Raw genomic sequence first — 15,239 nt, 5'->3', positions numbered from 1 at the left:
CGTCCCGATTTACCTTCGTTTCATCCAGTCTTTCGGCGCGCGAACCCAAAGGTCGGCGCCACGGAGTTACACGATGCACATGATCACACGAGTTGCCGTCGCTGCCTGCGTCCTGGCAGCCACCCCCGCGCTGGCAAGCGACCCGGCGCCGCAGGTAACGGGCCAAACGACGGCGCAGACCGCACCGGTCGCACCGGTTGCGCCGGCCGCGGTTCCGGCCACGTCCGTCGCCAAGAACGACATCGAGAAGAAGGACCCGATGATCTGCCAGCGGGTGGAGGAAATCGGCTCGCGTCTGCGCGCAAAGAAGATCTGCATGAGCAAGAGCCAGTGGGAAGAACAGCGCCGCGGCGATCGTTCGAACATCGAGCGTTCGCAGATCCAGCGCGGCATGGACCCGGTGGGCTGATTCAGCGCGCCATCCTGCTCACGGAGCGGGCCCCCGCGCCGGGCCCCCCGCCGGCCGACGACGCCAGGCGACGGCGCCAGGCCATGACGCCGGGGCGCGATTTCACTCTGCCCGATTGACCTGCCGGTTTCAGCTGCTTAACCGGTTGATTAAATCGTCGGACCTGAATCATCAGGTCCAGGTCATCGGGCAGGCATGCCCTCGCCGTTCGGTGGGGCGGGCCTGCGCGGGCAGGAAGGGGAAGCAGCATGAAACTGGACAGCAGCCTTGCCGCCGTCGTTACCGGCGCGGCATCGGGCCTGGGCGCAGCCACGGCGCGCGCGCTGGCGGAGCAGGGTGTGAAGGTGGCCGTGTTCGACCTTAACGTCGATGCCGGAGAAGCCATTGCGGCAGAGATCGGCGGCGTGTTCTGCCAGGTCGACGTGACTGACGATGCCAGCGTCGATGCCGGCTTCGCCAAGGCCCGCGCCGCTCATGGGCAGGAACGGGTGCTGGTCAACTGCGCCGGCATCGCGCCCGCTTCCAGGACCGTCGGCCGGAACCGCGAGACCGGCGCGCCGCGCGCGCACGACATGGCCCTGTTCGAGAAGGCCATCGGCATCAATCTCATCGGCACTTTCCGCTGCATCAGCAAGGCGGCGGCAGGCATGGTCACGCTCGATCCCGTCGATGACGCCGGGGCGCGAGGCGCCATCATCAACACGGCCTCGATCGCGGCGCAGGACGGGCAGATCGGGCAGGCGGCCTATGCGGCGTCGAAAGGCGGCGTGCTGGCGATGACCCTGCCGATCGCGCGCGACCTCATGAGTGAGGGAATCCGCGTGAACACGATCCTCCCCGGCATTTTCGAGACGCCGATGATGACCGGCATGCCGCAGCAGGTACAGGATTCGCTGGCCGCCATGGTCCCGTTCCCCAAGCGCCTGGGCAAGCCGCACGAATATGCGAAGCTCGCTCTCTTCATGCTGGAACATGACTATATGAACGGCGAATCCGTCCGGCTCGACGGCGCGATCCGCATGGGTCCGAAGTAAGCGTTTCGGGGAACAGGGGCGGAAACCGGGACATGGCGCAAGGCAATTCCACGAGCGAGACCGGCGCGCCGCCGCCCGGCGCCCGCGCCCAGTTGCTCGAGACGGCGAGCGCCATCATGCGCGACGGCGACGTGATCGACATCTCGCTGTCCGAACTGTCGCTACGCTCGGGGCTCAATTCCGCGCTGGTGAAGTACTACTTCGGCAACAAGGCCGGGCTGCTCAAGGCGCTGCTCGATCGCGACTGGCAATCGATCGTCACCAGCGTCGACGCGCTGGTGGCCAAGGATGGCTGGTCGCCCGAGGCCAAGTTGCGGCGCCATCTCTGGAAGGTCGTCGATACCTTCTACGAGGTTCCCTATCTGAACCGCCTGACCATGCGCATGGTGCGCGAAAGCGACGATACCGAGGCGCGCCGCATTGCCGACTGCTATCTCTCGCCGATCTACCGCGCCTATGAACAGCTCATTGGCGACGGTGTGCGGGCAGGGGTGTTCCGTGAAATCGATCCGCAACTTTTCTACTTCACGGTGACCGGGGCGGTGGACCGATTCTTCTCGGCGCGGCTGGTGCTGAAGCATTGCTTCGACCAGGACACGTTGACCGAGGAACTGCGCGACCGCTACCGCGAACACACGATCGACATCATCATGGCAGGTATCCTTGCGCGCTGAAAAAAGCAGCTTCTGGCACATCGGCATTCTGGGCGGATCGGGTCTCGCCGCCGGCATCGAACTGGACGAGGCGCAGGAGATCACGGTCTCCAGCCCCTTTGGCGCGCCTTCCGGCCCGGTGACCACCGGCTGGCTTGGCGGTGTGCGCTTCACGTTCATCGCACGCCACGGCGCGGGTCACGCCATTCCGCCATCCGCCGTGAATTACCGGGCCAATATCGACGTGCTCAAGCGCTGCGGCGCTACCGACGTGCTGGCGCTCTCCGCGATCGGCTCGCTGCGCGAGGAGATGGCGCCAGGGCACATGGTCATGGTCGACCAGTTCATCGACCGGACCACGGGGCGTACGGGCAGCTTCTTCGGCACGGGGCTGGTCGCGCATGTCAGCCTGGCCGATCCCGTCTGCCCGCGCCTTTCCGCAATGGCAGGGGCTGCGGCTGAAGCGGCGGGAGCCAGGGTCCATCGCGCCGGCTGCTACCTCGCGATGGAAGGGCCGCAGTTCTCGACCCGCGCGGAAAGCCGGATGTATCGGAACTGGGGCGCCGACGTGATCGGCATGACCGGCATGCCCGAAGCGAAGCTCGCGCGGGAGGCGGAGCTTCCCTACGCCATGCTGGGCATGGTCACTGACTACGATTCCTGGCGCGAGGAAGAGGCCGGCGTCGAAGTCAGCCATGTCCTGGAAGTCATGCATGCCAATGCAAAAGTCGCGCGCGACATGCTGCGCAGCCTGGCGGCCAGCCTTCCGGCCGAACGCGCACCCAGCCCCATCGACCGGGCGCTCGATCATGCCTTGATAACCGCGCCCGATGCGCGCGACCCGGCACTGGTGGCGCGGCTCGATGCCGTGGCCTGCCGCCTGTTCGGCGAGCGGGACTGATCTTCCGGGACAGGCGCGGGCCGGGCGGAGGCCCGTCATGCCCGCCTTTCGCCTTAGCCTCCGCGCGTGACCGGGATCAGCGCTCCGGTAACGGCGCGGCCGGCGTCGGAGGCGAGGAAGGTGATCACGTCCGCGATCGCTTCGGGTTGGACCCAGGTGGCGAAGTCCGCATCCGGCATGTCCGCCCGGTTGGTCGGCGTGTCGATGATGCTGGGCAGGATGGCGTTGACGGTGACGCGGGTGCCGGCGAGTTCTTCGGCGAGCGCCTCGGTCAGGCGGTGGACGCCCGACTTGGAGGCGGCGTAGGCGCCCATGCCCATGCCGGCCTTTACCGCCGCTCCGGCGCCGATGCCGATGATCCGGCCCGCCGCCGATGCCTTGAGTTGGGGCAGGGCAAGCTGGGTGATCGTGGCCGCCGTCGTCAGGTTCATGGCCTGCATGCGCGCCCAGCTCGCCAGCGATCCGCCTTCCAGCGTTTCCCAGGTGAAGCCGCCCGCGACATTGACCAGCACGTCGATCCCGCCATGCGCAGCGGCAACCCGGTCGAGCGCGGACTGGGTGGCGGCGGCGTCGGTCAGGTCCACGCCGCCGATGTCGAGCGCGCCGACCAGCGGGTCACGGGCCTCGGGCGCGAAGTCGATACGGGCCACCTTGTCGCCGGTGCGGGCGAATGCGGCGGCCACTGCCGCGCCGAGAATGCCGAAACCACCGGTGACGATAACCGAACGTGCCATGAAAACTCCTCGCTTTGGCGCGAGGCTAGCCATCCGCCCGGGTCGCGGCAAGGCGCTATGGGCCTGGACGGAAAGCCAACGCCCCGTCGATGCCGCAAGGGCAAAGGAAAGGGCGGCCGTCCCGCAGGAAGGCCGCCCCTGGTCCGGGCGAAAGGCCATTTCGGCCAGTTCGCGCGGGGCGCCTTTCAGCGCCTTTTCACATGCAGGTCAGAGCTGGCCGAGCATGTGGTCGGCGGAGCTGACTTCGAAGGCGCCGGGCGCCTCGACGTTGATCTGCTCCACCACGCCGTCGTTCACGACCATCGAGAAGCGCTGGCCGCGGTGGCCCATGCCGAAGCCGGTGCCGTCCATCACCAGGTCCATGGCCTTCACGAAGTCGCCATTGCCGTCGGACAGCATGGTGACATCGGCAGAGCCCGAGGCCTTGCCCCAGGCGCCCATCACGAAGGCGTCGTTGACGGCGGTGCAGGCGATCTCGTCGACGCCCTTGGCCTTCAGTTCGGCGGCCTTGTCCACGAAGCCAGGCAGGTGCTTGGCCGAGCAGGTCGGGGTGAAGGCGCCGGGAACCGAGAACAGCGCGACCTTGCGGCCGGCGAAGAACGCCGCGCTCTGCACGGGTTCGGGGCCGCTTTCGCCGGCCTTGATCAGCTTCACGTCAGGCAGCTTGTCTCCAACGGCGATGGTCATCGTGTAAATCCTTCTGATGCAAGTCGATTGCGACGGTGCAGATATAGAGTGCCGGCGCGCTCCGACAATGTCGCGGCCGGAGATTGCACGCCTCGTCACCGGCTTTAGGCGATGTTAACCAACTCGTGTAAACTCTTGCCCTGGGACGGGACGAAAACCCGCCATTGGAGGAGGAGCACGAAGATGAGCAACAAGCCTGAAACGCGCGTAAGCAAAAGCCGATCCTTCCTGGCGATCGCCGGCGCAGTGGCCGCGCTGGCAGCGCTCCCGGCAGCAGCCGCACCGAAACCGGCGGCGATCGGCGATGACGGATCGGAACGCGTGCAGCGCCTGGACGCGATGCTGAAAGTCACGGCCATGCGGTGCGAGAGCCGGGGCGAGGGCTTCGATACCGATTACCGCACGTTCAGCCGGCAGCATCGCGGCGATCTCGACACCGCGGCGCGGCACATGCGCAGCGCCTATCTCCATGCCTATGGCGCGAAGAACGGCCAGCGCGCGCTGGAGCGGATGAACCTGGGGATGGCGAACCAGTACGGCGCCGGACATCCCTGGCTGGATTGCGGACAGCTGCGGCAAGTGACGCAGGGCCTCGCCATCGCCATCGGGCGTGAGCCTCTGGTCGAGACCGCCGGGCAGCTGCTGGGCTATCGTCCGGTGCAGACCATACCGGCGCTGGCCATCCGCTAGGGACATCCGCAAAGGCGGCTGACGGCCAGGTTCGAGGCCCATTCCGCCGTCCGAACCACCCCCCGAAAAACCATCGCATCGCACCGAAGGCGGCGCGTTTCCGGCTCTTGAGCCCAGGAAACGCGCCGCCTTTCGCGTGTGCTTCACGAAGGCGCTCTGCTGCCTTGACGGGTGCCGATTCGTGATCTAATTAGAATAAGCATTCCGGTTTTATAAAGGCGCCCGATCGCAAAGCGGCGCCGACTAGGGAGAGTTTGATGAGACTGGCATTCGTGCTTCTTTCCACGTCCGCGCTGGCCGTTCCGATGACCGCCATGGCCCAGACGGAATCCGCGCCGCAGCCTGCCGGCGAAACCGCGGCGCAGGAACAGCCCACCGGCCTTGGCGACATCATCGTCACTGCCAACCGCACGGCTTCGAGCGCGCAGGACACGCCGACCGCGCTCAACGTCTATTCGGGTGATGCACTGCGCGATGCCGGCATCGCTTCGGTGCGCGACCTTGCGTCGATCGACGCCAGCGTGAACATCTCTCCGTCCGCAGGCGCAGCTTATGTTGCGGTGCGCGGCATTGCCTCGACCGACGTGACGGAAATCGGCGACCCGTCCGTTCCCGTGTCGCGTGACGGTTTCTACACCAACCGTTCTTTCTCGCTGAACTCGTCGATGTACGATCTGGCGCGCATCGAAGTGCTGAAGGGCCCGCAGGGCACGCTCAACGGCCGTAACTCGACCGGCGGCCTGGTGAGCATCATCACCAATCGCCCGCAGTTCGTGAACGGCGGCTACAGCGCGGTCGAAGTGGGCAACTTCGGCGCGTTCACCGGTGAGATGGGCGCGAACCTGGCAGTGAGCGATACGTTCGCGATCCGCGCCTCGGGCACGTACCTGACCCACAAGGGCTATCGCAAGATCGACGGACCGACCACCTCCGGGGACGACGAGGACTTCGCCTCGGGCCGCATCCAGGCGATGTACAAGTCGGGCGGTCTTTCGGCATGGGTGTCCTACCAGCACGATTCCCGCACCGTGAACGGCGATGCCATCCTGCGCGGCACGCTGGGCGGGCCGAAACCCAGCTTCAAGGACCTGGGCGCCTTCCCGGGCGATGCTGCGCAGAAGACCACGCTGGAGGGTGACCGCGTCCGCTGGGAGCTGGCCTATTCGACCGACAGCAATCTCAACTTCATCTATGCCGGCGGCTACGACAGCCAGAACTGGCACAACGTTCTCGACGCCACCGGCCCGGAATATCCCGCCAACCGCCAGTTCCGCCAGAACGAGCGCCCGAAGACCTGGAACCACGAATTCCGGGTGAGCAACGACAGCGCATCGAAGCTGTTCTTCCAGGCCGGCTATTTCCGGTTCAGCGAGAACAACACGGTCGATTCCGGCCTGTTCAACCTCGACATGACCGGCCTGTTCGCGGACGGCGGTCCCCTGGCGGCGCTCGGCCAGCCGGACCAGTACGGCATCAAGTTCGACTACAAGATCAAGACGCGCTCTCAGGCCGTGTTCGCCCAGGTCGACTACGACCTGACCGACCAGCTCGAACTCAGCCTTGGCGGCCGCTACACCTGGGACAAGAAAGTGCGCAGCGGGCAGGCGTTCCTGGACCTGCAGGCCCTGTCCAGCCCCTTCGCGCCGGCCTTGAGCTTCCCGGTGGCGGGCGACGGCAGACTGAGCGACGGGCAGCCGACCTGGCATGTCGGCCTGAACTATCGTCCCATGCCTGACACGCTGATCTATGCGAAGTACGACCGCGGCTACAAGTCCGGCGGCTTCAATTCGAACGGCAGTTCCGCTTCGGTGCCTTACGATCCCGAACAGCTCGACGCGTTCGAGATCGGCACCAAGAACTCGCTGATGGGCAACAAGCTGCAGCTCAATGGCGACGTGTTCTACTCGAACTACCGTGGCTACCAGGCCTCGCAGACCTCGGACGTGCTCCAGGGCAGCGGTATCTTCAACGTCGGTTCGGCGAAGATCTTCGGTATCGAAGGCGAAGTGAAGGCGCTCCTGGGCGAAACCACCCGGATCGGCATCAATGCGGCCTACCTGCACACCAAGTTCGGGGACGGCATCATCGTCGACGACGGCGATGGCAATCCGCAGGACATCAGCGGCAATCGCCTGCCCAATGCCCCGTCGTTCACCGTCACCGGTTCGATCGACCAGGACTTCGTCGTGGGTGCCGGCAAGGTCACTGCCCATGCCGACGCGAAGTTCTCGTCGAAGTACTACTTCTCGGCCTTCAACGTCGACGACATCTCGACCGACGATTTCGTGGTCGCCAATGCCTCGCTCGGCTACGAGCCGGACGTAGGCGGCTGGAAGGTGATCGCCTTCGTGCGCAACATCTTCGATAAGAACGTGCTGGCCTATGCGCAGCAGAACTTCGTTTCGCACACCAACAACTACCAGTTCCAGCCCCCGCGTACTTACGGCGTGCGGGCGAGCGTCAACTTCTGACGCCGGATACCGTCTTCGCGGGCCTGCATTTCTCCTCCGCGGGCCCGCGGCAAACTGCCCCACGCAAAATGGGGAGGGGCGTGGCATCGCTGCCGCGCCCCTTATTTTGTGCGGCCGGGATCAGCCGGTCGCGAACCTCGGGGCTCTGTTCAGAAGTCGGTCTTGAGATAGGCCAGGCACATCCGGCCCAGCTCGATCTTCAGTTCCTTCCAGTCCTGCGGATGGACCGATTCTCCGGTGGAACCGAGGCTCAGCTGGCGGGCGAGGGTGGCGAAGATGATCTGGTAGGCGGCATTGGCCTTGCGCTCGTGATCGCTGCCGCCGAACTGGTCGCTGTAGTTCAGCATGGCACCGATCCCCAGGGCGGCGGCACGGTTGGCGCTCTGGCGGCCGGGACCGGCGACCAGTGGGTCGAAAGCGGCGCGGGCCATGCTCTGGCGAAGCAGCGGCGCTTCCTCGCGCAGCAGTTCGGCGTAGTTCTCGACGAAAGCCGGAACGACGGTGACCAGCGAGTCGGACTGCTCATGCACGCGGGCCATCATCTCGTCCTCGCGCACTTCCATGCGCTTGAGATGATTGCCGATGACGGCGCGGACGAGGTTCTCCTTGCTTTCGAACCGCAAGTAGATGGACCCGATCGAGACGCTGCCTTCCTGGCTCACTTCCTGAAGGGTGAACTCTTCGCTTCCGCGTTCGAGCATGAGTTTTTCGGCCGCCGCGACCATGCGTTCGAGCGACGCCTTGCTGCGCCCCTGCTGGGGCTTGCGGCTGACGGAATCGACGGCGAGCTTTTTTTCAGCCGAGCGGGGCTTTGCGCGTGTTGACATGGCAGCAACAAACAGCCTATCGAAATCAGAACGTCAATTCTAATTCACATTTATTTCACACCGGCACGCACGCCATCGCGGCGGCGGCAATGACCCCAAGGGAGGGGAAGATGCGTTTTTCCGTATTTCTGAACGCCCGATCGCTCGGTCCCGAACAGGATCGCAGGCTGATGAAGGACCTTGAGGGGCACGCGAAACTGGCGGCCGACCTCGATTACGATGCCATCTTCCTGCCGGACCATCACTTCAACGGCTACATGCCGGTGGCCAGCGACAGCTTCATCTTCGCCGCTTATCTCGCCGCGCAGATGCCGAAGATGCATTTCGGCTTTTCGGTCGTCTCCGTGCCGCTGCACCACCCGGTGCGCCTTGCCGAGCGGATCAACATCCTGGACCAGCTGACCGACGGCAAGCTGCTGGTGGGCGTCGGTTCGGGCACCACGCCGGAAGAGATGATCGGCTTCGCGGTGGACTACCGGGATGCCGGTTCGATCGCGGAGAACAACCTGGCGCTGGCGGAACAGCTCTGGGCCAAGGGCATGGAAGACCCCGCCGTCGTGATCGACAACGGGCCTTACAAGGGCCGCGTGCTCCAGCGCATCACGCCCGCGCCTTATACGCCGGGCCATGCACGCCTGATGCCGGTGGCGATGAAGGAAGCCAGCGCGCGCCGTGCGGCAGAGAACGGCTGGCCGGCGTTCATCCCGGCCTTCACCCCGCCCAGGATCGGCGGCACCGAGCCCTTCGTCCACGTCAAGAAGTGGTTCGACATCTACAAGGGCTTCCTGCTCGATGCCGGGCATGACGATGCCGTGGTGAAGTCCGCGCTCGACTGGACGACGCACACTTATCAGGTGGTCCATGTGGCCGAGAGCGACGATCAGGCGCGCGAGGAACTGGAAGTGATCCTGCGCAGCTACCAGGAAGCGATCGAGCGCGAGGCGGAATTCAACGCCCGCGCCGAGAGCGACGATGCCAACAAGAAGACGGACAGGACGCCCGACGCCCTCAGCGACGACTGGATCGGCACCTGGTGCCTCTACGGTTCGCCCGAGACGGTGCAGGCGCATCTGGCGCCTTATGCCGAACTCGGCATCGGCAACGTGCTCTGCGGCACGACCACCGGCCCGCTGACCGAGCAGCGCCTCGCCTATGGCGACCAGACGCTGCGCCTGATGGCGGAGAAGGTGATGCCGGCGTTCAAGGCCGCGGTGCCGGCTTGAGCTTTCGATACCGACATGACGGCGCGGTCCGCAAGAAGGCCGCGCCGGTTTAGGAGAATGCGATGACCGTGATTTCGCCCGCCGCTCCCCGGCGGATCGTGGGCCTCGGCGGAACGTTCCGCCAGGCCTCCTCCAGCGAGCGGATCGTGCGCGCCGTGCTGGCCGAATGCGCGGCACTGGGCGCCGAGACAGTGATGTTCGACGGGCCCGCGCTTGCGGGCCTGCCGCATTTCAACCCCGAGAAACCCGACCGCACGCCCGAGGAACAGGCGCTGGTGGAGGCCGTGCGCGGTGCGGACGGTATCGTCATCGGCAGCCCCGGCTATCACGGCGGCTATTCGGGCCTCGTCAAGAATGCCGTCGACCTGCTGGAAGACTTGCGCGGCGATAGGCGCGTCTATTTTGACGGGCGGCCGGTGGGGCTAGTGGTCACGGCGGCGGGCTGGCAGGCCTGCGGCACCACGCTTTCCGCCTTGCGCGACGTGGTCCATGCGATGCGCGGCTGGCCGACGCCGGTGGGCGTTGCAGTCAACTCGGTGGAGCAGAAGCCTTTCGCGCCGGACGGAACGCTGGCCGACGAAAGCATTGCCCGCGCCGTGCGTGCCCAGGCCGAGCAGATCATGGGCTTTCGCATGGCGCCGAGCCCGGTGGAGGTTGCCGCATGAGCGATGTGACTTTGGCGCAATCCTGCGCGCTCACGGCCGGCGGGTCGATGTGGTCGACACTGGCCGTGCCGGAAGCGGGGATCCCGTCTTTCACCATGTCCGATGGCCCGCTCGGCATCGCCAGCGGCAAAGTGGATGAGCGCGACATCGCCTTGCTCAGCCCTTGTTCGACCCTGCTGGGCGCCACCTGGGACCGCGATCTCACCCGCCGTATCGGCGCCCTGGTGGGCAGCGAAGCCGTGGCGCGCGGCGTGGATGCGGTGCTGGCGCCCAATTTGAACCTCGCGCGCAGTCCGCTGGCGGGCCGGGCCTTCGAGTATTTCTCCGAGGATCCGGTGCTGACCGGCGTGCTCGGCGCGGAATGGGTCAGGGGCCTGCAGTCGACCGGCACTGGCTCGGTCGCCAAGCACCTGGTCTGCAACGACAGCGAAACCGCGCGGGACGAAGTGGATGTGCGCCTGGACGCGCGCACCTTGCGCGAAGTCTACCTGCTGCCGTTCCAATACGCGGTGGAGGCGGGCTGCGTGGGCCTGCTGGCCGCCTACAACAAGGTCAATGGCGCCTGGTGCTCGGAGCAGGGCCATGTGTTGACCGGCGTGGTCAAGCAGGACTGGGGCTTCGATGGGCTCATCATGAGCGACTGGTTCGGCACCCATTCCAGCGAGGGCACGATCAATGCCGGCCTCGATCTGGAAATGCCGGGGCCGGCGCGGTTCATGGGGGGCAAGCTGGAGGCGGCGGTATCCGCAGGGGCGGTCGATCCGGCGCGCATCGAGGATGCGGCATCGCGCGTCGCCTCGGTCGCGCGCCGGGTCACTGCGAACAAGGCGCCGCCGATCCCTACAGCCGAGGCCGAGGCGCTGCTGGTGGAGGCGGCAGCGGCCGGCTTCACCCTGCTGCGCAACGAGAGGGACATGCTCCCGCTCGCGCCGGGATCGGTGAAGACGCTGGCGGTCATCGGCCCCAATGCCTGGGCGCCGTGCTTCCAGGGCGGGACATTCGCGAAGATCTCGATCTCGCCCGATGCGCCGACCCCGGTGGACGCGCTGCGCGAGACTTACGGCGAGTCCTGCGAGATCCTGTTCGCGCCGGGCGTCGATCCGCAGCCGCGCCTGCCGAACATGAGCGTGACGCCAGCGATCGACATCGGCGACGGCTGCACGCGCGGCATGACGCTGGAATACTTCGCCGCGCCGGAATGCGCGGGCGAAGTGCTCACCCGCGAGACGCGCGATACCAATTCGCTGGTCTGGTTCGTGGGCGTGCATGAGCAGGCGCGCTTCATGGCGCCCGGCTCGGTGCGCGCCAGCGGCCGCTACACCGCGGAGCGCAGCGGCGAGCACAAGCTGCACCTCGGTTCGACCGGCGCGGCACGCATCCTCGTCGATGGCAGGGAAGTGCTACGCGCGGGCGGCGAGGTTCCTGCCGGCGACGTGATGGGCGTGCTGAAGCGCGGCGATTCCGATGCCGTCAGCCTGGATCTTGCCGAAGGGCAGGACGTGGCGATCACGGTCGAGTTCTCGTGGACCGGCGGGCGCGTGCAAGGCCTCTGGTATGGCCTGCGCAGCCCCGGCAGCGCCGAGGAAATGCTCCAGGCCGCCGTCGATGCTGCACAGGCAGCGGATGCCGTGTTACTGATCGTGGGGGAAACCTCCGATTCCAGCGTGGAGAGCAAGGATCGGCCGGATACGCTGCTTCCCGCCGAGCAGCTTCGCCTGATCGAGGCGGTGACGGCGGCCAATCCGCGCACGGCGGTGATCGTCAATGTCGGCCATGCCTTCGACAGCGCGTGGGAGGAGAAGGCGGCGGCGCTGCTTTCCGTCTGGTATCCGGGCGAGGGCTTTGCCCGGGCGCTGGCGGATGTGCTCTCCGGCGCGCGCGAGCCGGGCGGCCGTCTGCCGGTGACGTTCGCGGCAAGCGAGGCGGACTATCCGGCTTTCGCGCTCCAGCCTGCGGAGGACGGTTCGCTGACTTACGCGGAAGGCACCTTGCTGGGCTATCGCGGCCTTGCCGCCAGCGGCAAAGCCGCGCGTCACCCCTTTGGTTCGGGCATGGGCTATGCGCGCTTCGCATGGGCCGATGCTGCGGTGGAGGGCAACATGCTGCACGTCACCGTGGCCAATCTGTCGGACCGCGCGGGCAGCGATGTCGTGCAGGTCTATCGCGACCATCCCGAATGCGCGCTGGTGGGTTTCGCCCGCGTCGTTCTGGCTTCCGGCGAGCACCGCCGCATTGCCGTGCCGCTGGAACCCCGCGCGCTCCAGCGCTGGGGGACAGAGGGCTGGGAGCCGGTTGCTGACAGGCTGACGCTGCGGCTTGCACGGCATTGCGAAGATGCCGGACTGGCCGTCGAAATGGAGATTGCTGCGCTGACCTGAAGCGCAGCATTTGCGGAAAAGGAAAGGCCCGCCGGGATCGCTCCCGGCGGGCCTTTCTGCTTTTGCTCTGCCTGAAGGATCAAGCCATCAGCGGCGTCCGTCCGCGCGTCATGCCCATCGTCAGCGCGCCGATGGCGACCACCAGCGAGACCACGCCGGCCGTGACGAAAGCGCCCTGCATGGAGCCGGTCGCGCCGCTGGCCTGATGCACCAGCACGGGCGAAATGAACTGGCCGAAGAAGAACGAGCCGGTCCAGATGCCCATGCCCCGGCCGCGATGCTCGAAGGGGAACTTGGTCTGGGCCCAGGCGATCAGCGAAGGCACCGCCATGCCCGCGCCGGTCTGCTGGATGGCCAGGCCGGCGATCATCTCGGCCGGATTGCGGGCGAGGCCGATCACCGCGAGGCCGGTGCCGAGAATGGCGAGGAAGGCCCCGAGCTGCACGCCGTTCGAACGGCCCGACAGGATGCGGAACAGCAGCGCGCCCAGGATCACGAACAGGCTGGGCAGGAAGCTCATCTTGGCGACGGCGCCCGGATCGGTCACCCCCACTTCACCGAAGGCGATGCTGCCATTGACGATGAAGACGTAGTACTGCGCGGCGGAGAACAGCGTCAGCGCGGCGACGCCCAGCGCGGCACCCAGCGGGAAGCGGGCTTTGTTGCCGGTGGCTTCCGCAGGTGCGTCGTCATGCGCGGCGCGGCCCTTGGGCTCGTAGAGGAAGGCCAGCATCGCGAAGTAGATCGGGAAGGCGACGAGGTAGACGAGGAAGCCGCCGTTCCACTTCATCGAAGCGACCAGGCCCGACATCAGGATCACGCCGGAAGCCAGGAACGGGCCCACCACGCCTTGCAGGAACAGCCAGTTGCGGCGGCTTTCATTGTCCCAGTAGTCGCCGATCAGGGTGTTGACGATGGTCAGGATGCCCGCCTCGCAAATGCCCAGCGCCAGGCGGCTGGCGAAGATCTGGTTCAGGTCGTCCAGGAAGAAGGGCAGGGTGCCGAACAGTCCGTAGAAGAACGTGCAGATCAGCAGCAGCCGGCGGCGGCCGAACTTGTCCACGAACCAGCCTGCGAACGGGGCGAGGATGGCGATGGTCAGGCCCGGCGCGGTGACCATCAGCGGCACCTTGGCGGCGGCGTTCGGGTCCGTGTGGAAGTGCGCGATCATCGACGCCACGATCGGGAACATCGACACGATCGCGAAGATCGGAAGGAAAGCCGCGATGACGATCGTCATGCCCTGCGGCTTCATGGTGAGCTTGCTGAAGAATCGGGAAACCGGGTTCATGCCTCTCCGCCCGCGCCGCTGACCGGCGCTATATTAGAATTGCTATTCTCTTTTTGTTATCGGTGATTTTGATCGCGGTCAATGCCATCGAAGGCCTTGACCGATGGGCTTCGATAAAATTAGAACCACCATTACAAATCATACGAGAGGAAGCATGACGAAAGCGCGCCTGCGAATGGGCATGGTGGGCGGAGGGCCGGGGTCCTTCATCGGCCCGGTGCACCGAATCGCTGCCGAACTGGACCGCGAGATCGAACTGGTGGCGGGCGCCTTCAGCAGCGATGCCGCGCGTTCGCGGCAGGCGGGCGAGAGCTATCGCATCGATCCCGCGCGGGCTTATCCCGATCTCGCGGCGATGCTGCGCGAAGAGGCGGCGCGGGAGGACGGGATCGATTTCGTGGCGGTGACGACGCCCAACTTCCATCACCTGTCTGCCGTGAAAGCCGCGCTTGCGGCCGGTATCCCGGTAATCTGCGACAAGCCTGCCACCGCCACCCTGGCCGAAGCCGAGGAGATGGCGGCGCTGGTGGCGGCTGCGGGATTGCCCTTCGCGCTGACTTACACTTATTCCGGCTATCCCCTAGTGCGGGAGGCCCGCGCCCGCGTCGCGGCCGGAGCGCTGGGCGCGATCCGCAAGGTCGTGGTCGAATATCCGCAAGGCTGGCTTGCCGCCGAGGCAGAGGGCAAGCAGGCCGAATGGCGGGTCGATCCTGCGCGCGCAGGCGCCGGCGGCTGCATTGCCGATATCGGCGTCCATGCCTTCCAGCTTGCCGAGTTCGTCACCGGCCTGCGCGTCACCCGCATCTTCTCGGACCTTGGCGCGGTGGTGCCGGGCCGGGTGCTCGACGACGATTGCCAGATCCTGCTGCGCTTCGAGAACGGCGCGCGCGGGGCCCTGCTCGCCAGCCAGATTGCGGTGGGCGAGCGCAATGGCCTGAGCTTGCGCATCTACGGCGAGAAGGGCGGGCTCTGCTGGCGACAGGAAAGCCCGAACGAACTGCGCCTCCATCACCTCGATGGCCGCACCGAACTGGTGCAGGCGGGCGATCCGGGCCTTGGTCACGATGCCGTTGCGGCCAGCCGGACGCCGGGCGGACATCCCGAGGGTTACCTCGAAGCCTTCGCCAACCTCTACCGTGATTTCGCCAGAATGCTGCGCGGTGAGCCCGGCGCACTGGTTCCGGGCATGGCCGAGGGCCTGCGCGGGATGCACCTGATCGACCTGGCCGTGCGTGCCAGCCGCGATGACCTCGGCTGGGTCCAGTTTCCCGCCTGA

At 66.3% G+C, this 15,239-nt stretch carries 14 protein-coding genes; 10 read left to right on the top strand and 4 right to left on the bottom strand.

Annotated elements, in window-relative coordinates:
- The first annotated feature begins 73 nt into the window (after positions 1-73).
- The 4 genes from EDF58_RS05795 (at position 74) to mtnP (ending at position 2,997) form a co-directional block, all read left to right on the top strand.
- Positions 74-409, top strand: coding sequence for a hypothetical protein (locus EDF58_RS05795; RefSeq protein ID WP_132263404.1), 336 nt, complete (start codon positions 74-76; stop codon positions 407-409).
- Between the two features lie 248 nt (positions 410-657).
- Positions 658-1,443: an SDR family oxidoreductase gene (locus tag EDF58_RS05790; RefSeq protein WP_132263403.1), complete on the top strand. Its 786-nt coding sequence runs from the start codon at positions 658-660 to the stop codon at positions 1,441-1,443.
- Positions 1,444-1,475: 32 nt separating this feature from the next.
- On the top strand, positions 1,476-2,117 hold the full coding sequence (locus EDF58_RS05785; RefSeq protein WP_132263401.1) for a TetR family transcriptional regulator: 642 nt from the start codon (positions 1,476-1,478) through the stop codon (positions 2,115-2,117).
- On the top strand, positions 2,107-2,997 hold the full coding sequence (mtnP, locus tag EDF58_RS05780; protein WP_132263399.1) for an S-methyl-5'-thioadenosine phosphorylase: 891 nt from the start codon (positions 2,107-2,109) through the stop codon (positions 2,995-2,997). Before EDF58_RS05785 ends, mtnP begins: the two co-directional genes overlap by 11 nt.
- A gap of 53 nt (positions 2,998-3,050) precedes the next feature.
- Here the strand turns inward: mtnP and EDF58_RS05775 are convergent, their stop codons facing one another.
- Together EDF58_RS05775 and EDF58_RS05770 are read right to left on the bottom strand one after the other, a co-directional pair.
- On the bottom strand, positions 3,051-3,731 hold the full coding sequence (locus tag EDF58_RS05775; protein ID WP_132263398.1) for an SDR family NAD(P)-dependent oxidoreductase: 681 nt from the start codon (positions 3,729-3,731) through the stop codon (positions 3,051-3,053).
- A 207-nt stretch (positions 3,732-3,938) separates the two neighbouring features.
- The gene (locus EDF58_RS05770) at positions 3,939-4,418 is read right to left on the bottom strand and encodes a peroxiredoxin (protein ID WP_132263396.1); all 480 of its coding nucleotides are present in this window, start codon (positions 4,416-4,418) and stop codon (positions 3,939-3,941) included.
- A gap of 183 nt (positions 4,419-4,601) precedes the next feature.
- On the opposite strand from EDF58_RS05770, the gene EDF58_RS05765 reads away from it, so the two are divergent.
- Positions 4,602-5,108, top strand: coding sequence for an S-adenosyl-L-homocysteine hydrolase (locus EDF58_RS05765; RefSeq protein WP_132263394.1), 507 nt, complete (start codon positions 4,602-4,604; stop codon positions 5,106-5,108).
- Between the two features lie 257 nt (positions 5,109-5,365).
- Positions 5,366-7,579, top strand: coding sequence for a TonB-dependent receptor (locus EDF58_RS05760; protein ID WP_132263393.1), 2,214 nt, complete (start codon positions 5,366-5,368; stop codon positions 7,577-7,579).
- A gap of 149 nt (positions 7,580-7,728) precedes the next feature.
- On the opposite strand, the gene EDF58_RS05755 is transcribed toward EDF58_RS05760, so the two are convergent.
- Positions 7,729-8,406, bottom strand: a complete 678-nt coding sequence (locus EDF58_RS05755) for a TetR/AcrR family transcriptional regulator (RefSeq protein WP_132263391.1) — start codon at positions 8,404-8,406, stop codon at positions 7,729-7,731.
- Positions 8,407-8,516: 110 nt separating this feature from the next.
- Here EDF58_RS05755 and EDF58_RS05750 point away from each other — a divergent pair, with 110 nt between their 5' ends.
- The 3 genes from EDF58_RS05750 (at position 8,517) to EDF58_RS05740 (ending at position 12,672) form a co-directional block, all read left to right on the top strand.
- Positions 8,517-9,629, top strand: coding sequence for an LLM class flavin-dependent oxidoreductase (locus EDF58_RS05750; protein WP_132263389.1), 1,113 nt, complete (start codon positions 8,517-8,519; stop codon positions 9,627-9,629).
- A 62-nt stretch (positions 9,630-9,691) separates the two neighbouring features.
- The gene (locus EDF58_RS05745; RefSeq protein WP_132263387.1) at positions 9,692-10,294 is read left to right on the top strand and encodes an NADPH-dependent FMN reductase; all 603 of its coding nucleotides are present in this window, start codon (positions 9,692-9,694) and stop codon (positions 10,292-10,294) included.
- Positions 10,291-12,672 (top strand): glycoside hydrolase family 3 C-terminal domain-containing protein, encoded by a 2,382-nt coding sequence (locus EDF58_RS05740; RefSeq protein WP_132263385.1) that lies wholly within the window; start codon positions 10,291-10,293, stop codon positions 12,670-12,672. Before EDF58_RS05745 ends, EDF58_RS05740 begins: the two co-directional genes overlap by 4 nt.
- A 79-nt stretch (positions 12,673-12,751) precedes the next feature.
- Here the strand turns inward: EDF58_RS05740 and EDF58_RS05735 are convergent, their stop codons facing one another.
- Positions 12,752-13,963, bottom strand: coding sequence for an MFS transporter (locus tag EDF58_RS05735; RefSeq protein WP_243654086.1), 1,212 nt, complete (start codon positions 13,961-13,963; stop codon positions 12,752-12,754).
- 154 nt (positions 13,964-14,117) lie between these two features.
- Between EDF58_RS05735 and EDF58_RS05730 the strand changes: the two genes are divergently transcribed.
- Complete coding sequence (locus tag EDF58_RS05730) at positions 14,118-15,239, top strand: Gfo/Idh/MocA family oxidoreductase (RefSeq protein WP_243654085.1); 1,122 nt, start codon at positions 14,118-14,120, stop codon at positions 15,237-15,239.

This window comes from Novosphingobium sp. PhB57, assembly GCF_004342985.1.
Taxonomy (GTDB): Bacteria; Pseudomonadota; Alphaproteobacteria; order Sphingomonadales; family Sphingomonadaceae; genus Novosphingobium.
This window is presented reverse-complemented; position numbering and strand designations above follow the sequence as displayed.